Below are 13,564 nucleotides of genomic sequence, written 5' to 3' on the forward strand. Positions count from 1 at the left end.
CATTATGAAGTACAATCGCCCATGCAACCAATAGTTGACGAAAGTAATAAAATGTAACGTACATTCGCTATAAATTTGGCGGATTTATTTTTATAATGGACGGACAGAGGTGAAGGATGATGAATAATTTTCGATTTGCAGCTATTTTTACACAAAAGCGGAAGCAGCTGAATGTAACACAGGAAGACATCGCTCGTTATGTTGGCATATCCAGAGCGGCCGTTTCGAAGTGGGAGAAGGGGCAAAGCTATCCAGATATTTCGTTATTGCCGAGGCTTGCGGCATATTTTAATGTGTCGATTGATGATTTATTAGGCTACGAGCCACAAATGACCGAGCAACGCATTTTGACCACTTATGCGGATTTAGCAGCAAAGTTTACGAAGCTACCGTATGAAGATGTAGATCAGCAAATCGAAGCACTTGTTGAAGAATATTATTCGTGTTTTCCATTGTTATTGAAAATGGCTCAGCTGTATGTGAATTACTTTAATTTAGCGCCAAATAAAGAGGCGGCAACCCAAAAGATTCAACGCCTTTGTATTCGTGTGAAGGAATTTAGTGGGGATTATAAGCTTGTAAATGAAGCAACGATGATGGAAGCACTCAGCTATATTTTGCAGGGCGAACCGCAAAAAGTGCTGGCATTACTTGGTGAGGATGCCAAAGTACAACTTGGTGCGGAACAGCTCATCGCGACCGCGCAAACGATGCTAGGGCAAACCGATAAGGCAAAGGAAATTTATCAGGTGAACCAATACCAATATTTACTAGGTATGCTAAGCAATGCGAGTGAAATGTTGATGCTTGAAATGGCAAACCCCGCTTATTTTGAGCAAATTGTTACACGTGTGGAGACGGTATTTGATACGTTTCAGATTGAAAAGCTAAATGTGAATACGGTACTAGTATTTTATTTACGTGCGGCGAGTGGCTTTGCGGTGCAAAATCGCATAGAAGAGGCACTTCGCTGTCTAGCGCGTTATGTAAAAGTGTGCATTCAGATGGAGTTTCCAGTTCGGCTAACGGGTGATGCGTATTTTTACTTGCTAGAAGATTGGGTAAAGCGTGAAGTCACGTTAAACGCGCAATCACCACGTGACGATGAATCGATTAAAAAATCATTGTATGAAAGTGTTGCAGAAAATCCGATGTTTGAAGGTTTGAAAGAGCATGTACAGTTCAAAAGTTTAGTGAAAAATTTGCAGCATCATTTACGTGTAGGAGGTTAGAAAGATGGAAGCATTAGCGAATATTCCGTGGGGGCTTATTGCACCGTTATTAGTTTTACAATTGGTATTGGCGGTGGTCGCGATTATTGATATTGCTCGAATTCATGATACGCGTGGACCAAAATGGATGTGGATAGTCATTGCCCTGTTCGTCAATACACTTGGACCGATTGCCTATTTTATTTTTGGACGTAAACAGCAATGAAGACGTTGGAAGTAAGAAACTTAACAAAGCACTTTGGCGCGAAGCAGGTTGTGGAGGATGTGTCGTTTACTTTACAAGGCAATACCGCAACAGCATTGATTGGTCCGAACGGTGCTGGGAAAACGACAACACTTTCCATGCTCGCAGGATTACTTGAGCCGACAGGTGGTGAAATTTTAATACCAGATGTAGTGGATGTACGCACAGCGATTGGCTTTTTACCGCAATATCCACAGTTTTATTCGTGGTTGACGGCACTAGAATATATGGAAATGGTTGCAAATTTAAGCGGTGTGGAAAAACGTAGCGTCAAGGAAAAATGCAAAAAAATGCTAGCGTTTGTTGGTTTAGAACGGGCTATGCATAAAAAAACAGTTACTTTTTCGGGTGGGATGAAGCAACGTCTAGGGATTGCCCAGGCGCTTATTCATCAGCCCAAGCTTTTGTTATTGGATGAACCTGTTTCGGCACTCGATCCAGTGGGGCGCCGTGAAGTGATGAACTTATTAAAAGAAGTACAGCAGCAAACGACGATTTTGTATTCGACACATATTTTAAATGACGCCGAGGAAATGACGGATCAGCTGTTATTTTTACGAGAAGGGCGCTTAGTGGAACAGGGCTCATTAACAGAGGTGAAGGCGAAATTCGAGCAGCCACGCTTTACGATAACCTTTGCCGATGAACAGCAGGCCTTACAATTTGCAAGCCAATCAGAGCTGCAGGTGACTGTTGAAGGATATGAGGTATATGTAGATATTGCAAGCGGTTTACCGACAATGCACCAGCTGTTCAACCGATTAGCAATTGCACCCTATGAAATCGTGAAGGTTGAGCGTCAAACGGCAAGCTTAGAGGAAATCTTTATGAAGGTGGTGGGTGAGCATGCAGCAATTTAACGCATTATTGTTAAAGGAGTGGCGAGAGAGCTGGCGTAGCTTTAAGCTTTTATGGATTCCGCTTGTATTTGTATTACTGGGCGTCAGTGACCCGCTCGTCAATTACTTTATGGATGATATTTTAAAGGCGGTTGGCAATATGCCAGAAGGATTTACAATGACTATGCCTGAGTTGAAGCCAGCTGATTTACTTGCGGCTTCTACGGGTCAATTTCAATCAATAGGGATTATAGTGCTGATTGCTACTTATATTGGAGCCTTTAGTCGAGAACGCCAAAATGGGACCGCTACTTTACTCTATGTGCGCCCGGTTTCTTTTGCTGCTTTATTTTTCAGTAAATGGATGATTGCGAGTATAGTTGCGGTATTTAGCGCGGTGGCAGGTTATGCAGGGAGTATGTATTACACAGCATTATTATACGGGGCTGTGGAGTGGTCGAAGTTATTGGCGATGATTGCTACGTATAGTATGTGGTTATTATTTGTCATGGCGGTAACGATTGCCATGAGCGCGGCCTTTCAAACGTCGATTGCGGCGACCATTACAATTATTGTTTTGCCGATTGGATTGTTTATCGATGTATTGATTGGTACGTTTTGGGAATATACGCCGTGGAAGCTGGCAGGTTATGGAGTGGCGCTGCTAACGGATCATGTATTGATGAAAACCTATTGGGCTACTTTAGGGGTTGTTGGATTGCTTACAATCACCATGCTGCTATTTGGTATTTTCATGAGCAAACGCAATATGGGAAATGTAAAAATATAAAGGAATTGAAGACTTTGCAAAGTGTTTTGAACATAGAGCAAAGTCTTTTTTATATTCCTTATGTCGCAGGAGGTTGTATACTAACAGTATATTTTCCTATAATTAGTTATATAGTCATAATTAGCTCGATTTTGATGGGAGGAAAGAATTGTGCGAAATTCAGATCGTTTTTTAACGGCATTTAATCGAATTGATCATGCAATGAAGGACATTGTTGGAGCGAAGGACTTTATTGCATTTTACCGATTAATCGACCAGGCAAAAAAGAAAAGCCCACTTGTCCGAAAATATGAGGATGATTTACGTTCCTATGCGGATTTGCGTAACGCAATTGTCCATAATCGTACATCGATGGACTATGTCATTGCGGAGCCCCATTTGGAAGTGGTCGAAAAAATCGAACATATTGATAAAGTGTTAGCTAAACCAACATGTGTTGGACAATTATTCCGTAAACGTGTATTTATATTTCGGACGACGGATTCGTTAAAATATTTACTAAATGTCATACGGAAGCAAAAATACACGCAATTTCCCGTTTATAATGAACACAATCAATTTCAAGGACTGATTACGACGGTTGGTATAGCTAATTGGCTTGCGACCTCATTGACTGGTCCACAGCGTCAAAATCGCATTCCGAAATTAAAGGATATTTTACAGCATGAGAAGAAGAGAAAAAACTATCAATTTATTAGTCGGCATATGACGATTTATGAGGCAGAGGAAATCTTTAAGCAAGGTGTGGAGCGAGGGCGTCGTTTTGAAGCACTACTCATTACCGAGCATGGTCGACCTCATCAAAAGCTCATTGGCATCGTCACACCGATCGATATTATGAAGGTGGACTAGCATTTTTCACGCTAATATAGAATGATCCATTTTCTAAAATTTGTACATAATATAACGATTCAATATCATGAAAGTTTTTCTTGGCTAACTTTTTTAAGAGCCATTCTTCCGTTAGTTGTAGCTTATCCAAGTTTTCATAAATAATCTGACCATCGGAAACGAGTTCAGTTGGTAAGTATTGTGGAGCTGGAGCAGAAACATGAACGTCTTCTTTTGTAGCGGCTCGAGCAAGTGGTTTTTTCATGACGCTTAAATTTCCATTCGTTTCAAAAACAGCGTACAGTACCTCATCGAATGAAAAAATACTTTGTTCCCGCAATAGCATCGCCAATTCATCGGTGTGAAGGCGTGACTTTTTGAGATGATCATTTAAGATGACGCCGTTTTGAATAACAATCATCGGTTTGTCGTCGAATAATACACGGGCCTTTTTGGATTTTAATGAAACAAAACTCACCAATATCGTTAACACGGTCCACCAGATGAGTGAAATGAGTCCATCTAAAAACGGTGTTTCTACTTGGGCAGATATTTCAGCGGCAATGGAGCCGAATGTTATACCCGTAACATAATGGAAGAATGTAAGTTGGCTTAATTGTTTTTTTCCAATAATGCGTGCGAGGAGGAGTATCGCAAAAAACGCAAAAGTTGAACGCATTAACATTTCCCATAAATTTAATTCCATTGACATCACTCCTTATAATCGGTAGCATGGACAAAAAATAATGGAAGTATGCGACTTTCTAAATAGAAAGAATGTGATGATATGTCAACAACAGCGGTGAAACAATCGAATCCCATCTATCCAATTATGGTTGCAATTGGTGTTTGTCACTTAATTAACGATACGATGCAAGCCGTTATTCCTGCGATGTTCCCGCTATTAGAACGTGATTTAGGGCTTACATTTACACAGCTTGGGATGATTTCGTTTGTGTTAAATATGTTTGCAAGCTTACTACAGCCGGCCGTTGGATTTATAACAGATAAACGTCCATTTCCATATGCATTGCCACTTGGAATGGTCAGCTCGTTTATTGGCTTGACCTTACTCATTTTATCTACGCAGTATTGGATGATTTTAGTGTCGGTGTTATTTTTAGGGCTTGGCTCGGCGGTGTTTCATCCAGAAGGCTCGCGTGTATCCTTTATGGCAGCAGGGACTAAGCGTGGTTTAGCACAGTCCATTTATCAAGTGGGTGGCAATTCTGGGCAAGCGCTTGCTCCATTACTCAGTGCGTTTGTTATTTTACCCTTTGGTATGAAGGGTGCAGCGATGGTATTAGTATTAACGTCAATTGGGATTTTTTTATTAACGAAAATTGCTGCCTGGTATAAGCGTCAACTAGAGGCCGAAAAATTATCAAAGGTCAAAAAGGTGCTTGTGTCATCACTTCCGCCATTGACCAAAAAACAAGTAGGCTTTGCGTTGGTTGTGCTTTTATTTATCATTTTTGCCCGCTCCTTTTATGTGACGAATATGACGAGCTTTTATGTGTTTTATGTAATGGATCAGTATGGGGTATCTGTTGAGCGTGGTCAGTTATTTGTCTTTATCTTTATGGCATTTGGGGTGGTCGGGACGTTTTTTGGCGGGCCCTTGTCAGATAAATATGGTCGCAAAAATATTATCCTCTTATCGGTTATTGTGCCGATTCCATTTTGCCTAGCATTGCCGTTTGTGCCGCTGTACGTTGCCCTCGTATTGCTGATTGTGATTGGGATGCTGATTATGATTAGCTTTACCGTGACAGTGGTTTATGCACAGGAGCTTGTCCCTTCCAAAATTGGAACGATGGCGGGCTTAACGGTAGGCGTGGCGTTTGGTATGGGGGCAATTGGTTCGGTAGCGATTGGTATGGTCATGGATGCGATGGGTATTCGCTTTACGATGATTGCTGTTTCGTTTTTAACTTTATTATTATTAGTGGCGTTTTTATTGCCGAGGGATAAGGCTTCGGTTTAACGAATGAATTGGCTTAAAAAATCCCGCTATGAAACAAGGTATGTTGAAAATTCCCACTTTCAACATACCTTATTTTTATAGATCCTCTACAAGAATATACGTCATTCGGACAGGGCCATGAACGCCGACGACCAAATTCATCTCGATATCGGCAGAGTTACTGGGTCCGGTAATAAAGTTAATGCACGAAGCAACGCGTGATTCATTGCGCAGAAATTGTGCCGCCTGTGTCATTCGTGGGACGATGCTGCTTTTTGGGACAATGGCGATGGAGTTTTCCGGTAAAAAGGACAGGGTGCGTCCCACTTTTGGTGAGGCCTGAACTAAAATGGTGCCCGATTCTGCTAAAGTTCGTTCACTAAAAACGATGCCAACATCCGCTCGTTCGGCAATCTCCACGTTTTCGTGACCAAGCGCAGCATTCCATTGATGGTATGTGTAGCTGGCTAAACTAGGCAAAATATTTAATGAAGAAAAGCGTTCATCATCACTATAAATGACAGATTTCCCGTTGTAGTTTGCAATGGTATCGGCCACGGTAGTTGGTAATTGAGCTATCGTACATTGCTTGACAGCGGTGTGGATATTTTGGCATTGGTCAATAAAAATGGTAACGAGTTCATCGATAGAGGCCTGCTGTAACACGCGGTGTTGAGGCGAGTGTTTCCATTTGCGATCGGGCTTTATCGTAGAGGGGGATTTACGATAAAGCTGCTGCGCGATGGTTTGTAAGAATGCTTGTTTATTTTCAATCATTTACTGGCCTCCTTGCTACTTTGATGCTGTTCAAACCAATCGCGGAAGCGTTCTTTTTGAACAGAAGGGAAATCACGAGACGCGGTCCAGTTTTTTAATAACCCAGGACCTTTTGTAATTTTTTCGTCCTTTGTAAAAGGCTTCATGACGGTAGAGGCTACTTTTGAGCCAAATTTATAGACCGTTTGTGAGGAAGTACCCATTCCAAATGCTTGCATTAAAAGACTTTCGCTAATAGGAGCGCGGCCTTCTCGTTCTACAATTACTTCACGGTGTTTGTGAATCAGTTCGTGTAAAGGAATTTTGACGGGACATGCATCGGTACAAGCACCACATAATGTCGAAGCATACGGCAATTCCTTGTAATCGTCATAGCCCCCTAATAATGGGGATAGCACGACACCAATAGGACCCGAATAAATCGAACCATACGTATGGCCACCAACATGACGATAAACGGGGCAAGCATTAATACATGCCGCACAACGAATACATTGTAAAATCGGTCGAAATTCACTTCCTAAAATGGAAGAACGACCATTATCAACAATGACTAAATGAAATTCTTCCGGACCATCCACTTCAAGAGCTTCTTTAACACCCGTCAATACCGTAATATAACTAGTTAATTTTTGCCCAACAGCACTTCTTGTTAGCATGCCAACGAGTACTTCCATTTCTTCAAACGTTGGGACAAGACGTTCCATCCCCATCACCGATATTTGCGTTTTTGGGAGCGCGGTTACGAGGTCTGCATTCCCTTCGTTTGTGACTAAACAGACAGAGCCGGTTTCTGCCACGGCAAAATTACAGCCTGTAATGCCAATGTCTGCCGTCAAATAATGATTACGTAATACTTTGCGAGCGTGTAAGGCCAATTCTTCGGGTTGAGAAGAAGCGGTGTAGCCAATTTTTTCGGCAAAAACATCACGAATTTGCTCCTTATTTTTATGCAGAGCAGGTGTCACGATATGTGAGGGTGGGTCATGATCATCTAATTGCAAAATATATTCGCCTAAATCCGTTTCAATTACTTCACAGCCAAGCTGCTCTAGCTGACTATTTAAGTTGATTTCTTCGGTCACCATTGATTTGGCTTTTACAATTTTCTTCGCATTTTTTACTTTCGCAATAGTTGCAATATACGCGGTTGCTTCTTCGGCTGTTTGTGCAAAAAATACATGGCCACCACGTGCGGCAACGTTTTCGCTTAGTTCGTGTAAATAATAATCGAGATGTTCTAACACATGCTGGCGTATTTCCTCTCCATGATTGCGCCATTCTTCCCAATCAAGCATTTCAATGGCAGCATGACGTCTTGTTTGAAAACGTTGCTGCGCGGAAGAAACAGCACCGCGCATAAAATCATTTTCTAAATTAGTTTCAAGGCGATCATTAAAGGCATGATCGCTAATTTTCATTGGCATTTAGACCACTCCCTTTATCGGCTATTTAAAATTTCTGCGATATGCAATGTTTGAATATCAATATTTTTACGATCGATTCGTCCGCCAATATTCATTAAACACCCCGCATCCGCACCGATTAAATAATGCACGCCAATTTGTTGGGCGGAATGGATTTTTTCATCGACCATTTGCTCGGAGATTTTACCCATTTTGACAGAGAACGTTCCGCCAAAGCCACAGCAATTTTCCTTTAACGGCATTTCGATGACTTCAAGCCCCTGCACGTTTTTTAAGAGTGTCATCGGTGCTGTTTGGACTTTTAACAGACGGGTCATATGGCAAGAAGGGTGGTAAGTCGCTGTTCCGTCTAGTTTTGCTCCGACATCCTCAACACCGAGTACATCCACGATAAATTGTGTAAGCTCGTAGGTTTTATCTGCGAGGCGCTGTGCACGCTGTTGCCAACTAGGCTCGTCTTTGAATATATGAACATATTCTTTTAACATATAAGCGCAAGAACCAGAAGGACAGACTACGACTTCTGCCTCTTCAAATACTTGAATGGTACTTTTCATTGTATCTTTAGAAGCTTTGACATAGCCACTGTTGTAAGCAGGCTGACCGCAGCAAGTTTGCCCCATCGGAAAGCTCACTTCACAGCCTAAACGTTCTAATAATTCAACTGTACATTTCCCAACATTGCTTTGAAACATATCAACTAAACAGGTAGCAAATAACGAAACCTTCATATGAATTCCCCCTAATTAACTTAAATTTACAACTTTCCGAAAAATAAGTCAACAGGTCATCTGATGAGTTATGTAAAAATGGATGAAATAGAAATAAAACGATTTTTCGAGCTAATGATTAAAAAGTAAAGATTGTACAGTTTCGAGATGAGCCGACATCGCCTGCTTTGCTAAAGAAGCATCATGGATTTCGAGCGCTTTATAAATGCGTACATGCTCTTCGTGTAAACGATGGAGTGCTTCTTCGTTTGATTGTGCTAAAAAAGCTCGTGTATGCTGGATTTGTCGAGCAATTGGCTGCGAAACGCTTTGAAGCATAGAAACAAGTAATGGGTTGTGCGCTGCTTCGGCAATAATTGTGTGAAATTGGATATCCGCGTCGCTGCTTAATTGCGCGTTTGCAACATAAGCTTGCATCTTTTCAAGTGACTGGTTTAAAAGAGCTAATTGTGATTGTGTAATGCGACTTGCGGCATTTTCAATGACGCCGATTTCAAGAATTTTGCGAACTTCGAAAATTTGCTGTAAATCCTGCTGAGAGAAGCTCGCATAGTTTGGGATATTTAATGTAATATCTTCGGCGGTAATTTGTCGGATGTATGTGCCCTCGCCTTGTCGGATTTCAACGATTCCTTTTGCTTGGAGAGCCATCAGTGCTTCGCGAATGGCAGAGCGTCCTACTTCAAAATTTTTCGCCAGCTGTTCAACGGAATCTAACTTTTGTCCGGGTAAAATATCGCCATCATTAATTTTTTGTTCAATAATTGTAGCAATTTGCTCATACAATTTCTGTGGTTTTGGTTTATGAAAATTCATCATGGACATCCTTTCTAATGTATTTGAAAAAAAGCTGCTCCAATGATGTGGAAACAGCTTTTGTTATTATTCTTTTGATAGGAAACATTCTTTTGGAATAATATCAGTATGATTGACAAAGCCTTCTGTCATATCGACTTCATGAAGTTTTCCATTGTAATTAAATTTAAAAATGCCATTATCGAAGTCGGTGCCGATCTCCTTGAAGAAAATCCCTTCAAGCGATCCGACTTTTGGACAAGTGAACGCTACTTTGTACTGCTCGTTTTCTTTGACTAAGTAAGCACGCACCCCTTTTTCGTAGATGTCGATTAGCTCGTCTTCAGAAGGGCGCTTGACTGAAACGATGTGGAAGTCTACGAATGGAATCTCTTTTAATAGTACATTCAAAAAGGAACCTTTCGTAATTTCCTCCCAACGGCTTTGCGCACTTTGCCCAACGATAATTTGCGTAATATCAAAGTCCATTGCGATTTCTGTAATCACTTTATGAATCGGGCGTTTCTCGTTGTCTTTAATAATAAATTTTTCAATTTCTAATTCGTCGGCTAATTGTTGCCATTGTTCGATATAGCCAGATTTTTCAGCGTCAAATGCGTCAAGTGGCTTGGAATCCACCGTTAAAACATATAATGGGCAATCGAGTAAAGTAGCGAGTTTGTGTCCACGGCGAATTAGGCGTTCCCCATTCTGCCCGTAATACACACAAACTAAAATACTTTCATCCATTCGGCCTTTTACATATTTCATTTTAGTTCGCACCTCTTTTTCTTATTCTATAATAGTGTATTAAAATGAAGTTTTTTGAGAAATTCAGTATGAGAGAGTTAAAATTGATGCTATTGCAGTGCATTTCATACATGATTATTGTATACTAGAAACTGTGATATTTCCCGCTGTTTTGTGGTTTTTATATAATAATTCATCGTTGGATATATTTTCTTGGTGTCTGTACTTGCTGACAGAGACAGTTTCACTATATGCCACATTATTATGAAGTGAGTTAAATGGTTAGTCAAGTGTCATCATCTTACTGATGCTACGATACATAGTTTATATTGATTCTGAAGATGTAGGAGGTTTTTGCGTTTGATTGTTGCATTATCGATTTTACTCCCATTTATTGCAGCGGCTCTTATTCCGCTTTTATACAGGCGAATGAGCGGCATTCATTTAGGATGGTTTGTTTTAGCTGTGCCTGTTGTCTTATTTTCGTATTTAACTACTTATATCCCTCGAATTGCCCGTGGTGAAACCTTCATACACACGTTTGAGTGGATCCCCTCTTATGGTATTAAAATTACCACCTATTTAGACGGTTTGAGCATGATTTTTAGTTTACTTATTACCGGAGTAGGTAGTTTAGTAATCCTTTATTCAATTTTCTACTTATCATCAAAAGAATCCTTGCATCACTTTTATTGCTACCTGCTACTGTTTATGGGGGCAATGTTAGGTGTTGTATTTTCCGATAATTTAATGGTACTTTATACGTTTTGGGAATTGACGAGTGTGTCATCCTTCCTATTAATCGCCTTTTGGCATCACCGAAAAGCATCGCGTGCAGGTGCGCGGAAAGCAATGACGATCACTGTTTCGGGTGGTGTTGCGATGTTAGCGGGCTTTTTGATGCTGTATGTGGCTTCAGGGACCTTTAGCATTCGCGAAATGATTGCCAATTTAGAAGTGGTACAAGCAAGCTCTTACTTTGTACCGGCAATGTGCTTAGTGCTACTCGGTGCGTTTACGAAATCTGCCCAGTTTCCTTTCCATATTTGGTTACCGGATGCGATGGAGGCACCAACACCAGTATCCGCATATTTGCACTCGGCCACGATGGTGAAAGCGGGTATTTATCTTGTAGCACGTACGACGCCGATTTTTGGTGGGCATGAGGTATGGTTCTGGTCTGTGAGTGCTGTCGGTTTAGTGACACTGTTTTGGGGGTCCTTGAATGCGGTAAAGCAGTTTGACTTAAAGGCGCTTCTTGCTTATTCAACCATTAGTCAGCTTGGCTTGATTATGAGCTTGTTTGGGCTCGGCTCGGCGGCATTGGCATTAGGCTATTCTGCAGATTCTGTGATTTATACGCAAGCAACTTTTGCGGCATTATTCCATTTAATTAACCACTCTACATTTAAAGGTGCGCTCTTTATGATGGTGGGAATTGTGGACCATGAAGTTGGTACACGTGATATTCGTCGCTTAGGTGGCTTAATGGCACTGATGCCGTCTACCTTTACGATTGCGGTCATTGGGAGCTTCTCGATGGCTGGGTTACCGCCATTTAACGGCTTTTTAAGTAAGGAAATGTTTTTTGCGGCAACATTGAAGATTGCGCAGCTTGATCTTTTCTCCCTTGATGCGATTGGCTTAGTATTCCCGATTGTAGCATGGGTAGCGAGTATATTTACGTTTATTTACTGTGTCATCATTGTCATGCGCACATTCTTTGGGAAGCTACAGCCAGATCGATTAGAAAAGCCACCACATGAAGCGCCGATTGGTATGCTTATTTCACCATATATTTTAATCGCGCTTGTTATTGGGATTTTTATTTTCCCGAATGTGTTAGGGCATTATATTTTACGTCCTGCGATGGCGAGTATTTATCCAACCTTCCCATCCGTAGATGAGCTGACACCACATATTGCAGCATGGCATGGCTATATTAATACAGAGCTGATGATGACATTTGGTGTTATAGTAGTGGGCATTTTCCTCTATCGAACGCTGAAAAAATGGCGTCCGATGTATAAGTTAATTCCGCAAAGTTTTACACTAAATGTGATTTATGAGCGTGTGATTGGCTCAGGGGAACAGATTTCAGGTGTGCTAACGAAGCGCTATATGAATGGCAATTTGACGTATTATTTTATCTATATTTATGTGTTTTTTGTGGTGATGCTAGCGGGTTATATGATGTATGCAGATTTATTTAGCTGGAATCCGGGTAAGGACTCGGTGATTGAGCCGTATGAACTGCTACTAGTATTTGTCATGATTGCGGCAGCGGTTGCGATACTTTTTGTGAAGCAACGTATTACGACGGTGCTGCTTAATGGGGTGCTTGGTTATTCGGTAGCGTTTTTCTTTGTCGTGTTCCGCGCACCGGATTTAGCATTAACACAGCTCGTTGTAGAATCCGTAACAACAGCGCTTTTCTTGTTATCATTTAAATTTTTACCTAAATTGCAGCCAGAAAATGCATCGAAGGCGTGGAATTTTACAAAGATTACGATTTCGATTGCTGTCGGTGCAACGGTGACATTAATGGGGTTAGCGGTCATGAATTATGACAAATTTGAGCCAATTTCCGCTTACTTTGAAGACGCGTACAACTTAGCGGGCGGCAAAAATATCGTCAATACGATTTTAGGTGATTTCCGTGCGTTTGATACGATGTTAGAAGTCGTAGTGTTATTTATTGCAGGGCTTGGCGTCTATACACTCATAAAGCTCAAGGCGAAAAAGGGGGATACAGACGTTGAAAATTAATGATGTTATTTTAAAAACCGTCGTGCGTGGCGTTGTATTCATCGTTTTTACGCTTGGGCTGTACTTATTTTTCGCAGGCCATAATGCACCTGGTGGCGGCTTTATCGGGGGACTTGTCCTTGGTTCGGGCATCGTCCTGCTGTATTTGACGTATGACATTGAAACGGTGCATAAAGGGATGCCGTTTGATTTTAAAAGGGTTGCAGCATTGGGTGTCCTTCTTGCAACGGGGACGGCTGTCGGTTCCTTGTTTTTTGATGCACCGTTCTTAACGCAAACGGATGGCTATTTTGACCTTCCGTTTTTGGGCGAAAAACATTTATCGACAGTGACGATTTTTGAGGCAGGTGTAGCGCTCACAGTAGTAGGGACGCTTGTGACGATTATTTTAAATATAAGTGAGGATGAATAGT

At 41.3% G+C, this 13,564-nt stretch carries 14 protein-coding genes; 8 read left to right on the forward strand and 6 right to left on the reverse strand.

The window, feature by feature from the left end; all coding sequences use genetic code 11:
* Positions 1 to 119: 119 nt before the first annotated feature.
* From MKX47_RS00730 to MKX47_RS00750, 5 genes are all read left to right on the forward strand, one after another.
* A complete protein-coding gene (locus tag MKX47_RS00730) occupies positions 120 to 1,232 on the forward strand; it encodes a helix-turn-helix domain-containing protein (RefSeq protein ID WP_340770062.1) in 1,113 nt (370 codons plus the stop codon).
* Positions 1,233 to 1,236: 4 nt separating this feature from the next.
* Positions 1,237 to 1,437: a PLD nuclease N-terminal domain-containing protein gene (locus MKX47_RS00735; protein ID WP_340770063.1), complete on the forward strand. Its 201-nt coding sequence runs from the start codon at positions 1,237 to 1,239 to the stop codon at positions 1,435 to 1,437.
* On the forward strand, positions 1,434 to 2,336 hold the full coding sequence (locus MKX47_RS00740; RefSeq protein WP_340770065.1) for an ABC transporter ATP-binding protein: 903 nt from the start codon (positions 1,434 to 1,436) through the stop codon (positions 2,334 to 2,336). Before MKX47_RS00735 ends, MKX47_RS00740 begins: the two co-directional genes overlap by 4 nt.
* Complete coding sequence (locus MKX47_RS00745; RefSeq protein ID WP_340770067.1) at positions 2,323 to 3,105, forward strand: ABC transporter permease; 783 nt, start codon at positions 2,323 to 2,325, stop codon at positions 3,103 to 3,105. The genes MKX47_RS00740 and MKX47_RS00745 overlap by 14 nt, the downstream gene beginning before the upstream one ends.
* A gap of 150 nt (positions 3,106 to 3,255) precedes the next feature.
* Complete coding sequence (locus tag MKX47_RS00750) at positions 3,256 to 3,957, forward strand: CBS domain-containing protein (protein WP_340770068.1); 702 nt, start codon at positions 3,256 to 3,258, stop codon at positions 3,955 to 3,957.
* Here the strand turns inward: MKX47_RS00750 and MKX47_RS00755 are convergent.
* Positions 3,941 to 4,642: a DUF421 domain-containing protein gene (locus tag MKX47_RS00755; RefSeq protein ID WP_340770069.1), complete on the reverse strand. Its 702-nt coding sequence runs from the start codon at positions 4,640 to 4,642 to the stop codon at positions 3,941 to 3,943. The two genes, MKX47_RS00750 and MKX47_RS00755, sit on opposite strands and share 17 nt — an antisense overlap.
* An 81-nt stretch (positions 4,643 to 4,723) precedes the next feature.
* On the opposite strand from MKX47_RS00755, the gene MKX47_RS00760 reads away from it, so the two are divergent.
* Positions 4,724 to 5,923, forward strand: a complete 1,200-nt coding sequence (locus tag MKX47_RS00760) for an MFS transporter (protein ID WP_340770071.1) — start codon at positions 4,724 to 4,726, stop codon at positions 5,921 to 5,923.
* 75 nt (positions 5,924 to 5,998) lie between these two features.
* Here the strand turns inward: MKX47_RS00760 and MKX47_RS00765 are convergent, their stop codons facing one another.
* The 5 genes from MKX47_RS00765 to MKX47_RS00785 all read right to left on the reverse strand — a co-directional run bounded on the left by MKX47_RS00765 (position 5,999) and on the right by MKX47_RS00785 (position 10,403).
* A complete protein-coding gene (locus MKX47_RS00765) occupies positions 5,999 to 6,679 on the reverse strand; it encodes a LutC/YkgG family protein (protein ID WP_340770073.1) in 681 nt (226 codons plus the stop codon).
* Positions 6,676 to 8,106 (reverse strand): LutB/LldF family L-lactate oxidation iron-sulfur protein, encoded by a 1,431-nt coding sequence (locus MKX47_RS00770; protein ID WP_340770075.1) that lies wholly within the window; start codon positions 8,104 to 8,106, stop codon positions 6,676 to 6,678. The genes MKX47_RS00765 and MKX47_RS00770 overlap by 4 nt, the downstream gene beginning before the upstream one ends.
* Before the next feature lie 14 nt (positions 8,107 to 8,120).
* Positions 8,121 to 8,837, reverse strand: coding sequence for a (Fe-S)-binding protein (locus tag MKX47_RS00775; protein ID WP_340770077.1), 717 nt, complete (start codon positions 8,835 to 8,837; stop codon positions 8,121 to 8,123).
* Positions 8,838 to 8,948: 111 nt separating this feature from the next.
* Positions 8,949 to 9,653 (reverse strand): FadR/GntR family transcriptional regulator, encoded by a 705-nt coding sequence (locus tag MKX47_RS00780; RefSeq protein WP_340770078.1) that lies wholly within the window; start codon positions 9,651 to 9,653, stop codon positions 8,949 to 8,951.
* Positions 9,654 to 9,719: 66 nt separating this feature from the next.
* A complete protein-coding gene (locus tag MKX47_RS00785) occupies positions 9,720 to 10,403 on the reverse strand; it encodes a histidine kinase (protein WP_340770080.1) in 684 nt (227 codons plus the stop codon).
* A gap of 339 nt (positions 10,404 to 10,742) precedes the next feature.
* On the opposite strand from MKX47_RS00785, the gene MKX47_RS00790 reads away from it, so the two are divergent.
* Both MKX47_RS00790 and MKX47_RS00795 read left to right on the forward strand, forming a co-directional pair.
* On the forward strand, positions 10,743 to 13,151 hold the full coding sequence (locus tag MKX47_RS00790) for a Na+/H+ antiporter subunit A (RefSeq protein WP_340770081.1): 2,409 nt from the start codon (positions 10,743 to 10,745) through the stop codon (positions 13,149 to 13,151).
* Complete coding sequence (locus MKX47_RS00795) at positions 13,141 to 13,563, forward strand: Na(+)/H(+) antiporter subunit B (protein ID WP_340770082.1); 423 nt, start codon at positions 13,141 to 13,143, stop codon at positions 13,561 to 13,563. Before MKX47_RS00790 ends, MKX47_RS00795 begins: the two co-directional genes overlap by 11 nt.
* The last annotated feature ends 1 nt before the right edge of the window (position 13,564 follow it).

The sequence above is a fragment of the Solibacillus sp. FSL R7-0668 genome (assembly GCF_038006205.1).
GTDB lineage: Bacteria > Bacillota > Bacilli > Bacillales_A > Planococcaceae > Solibacillus.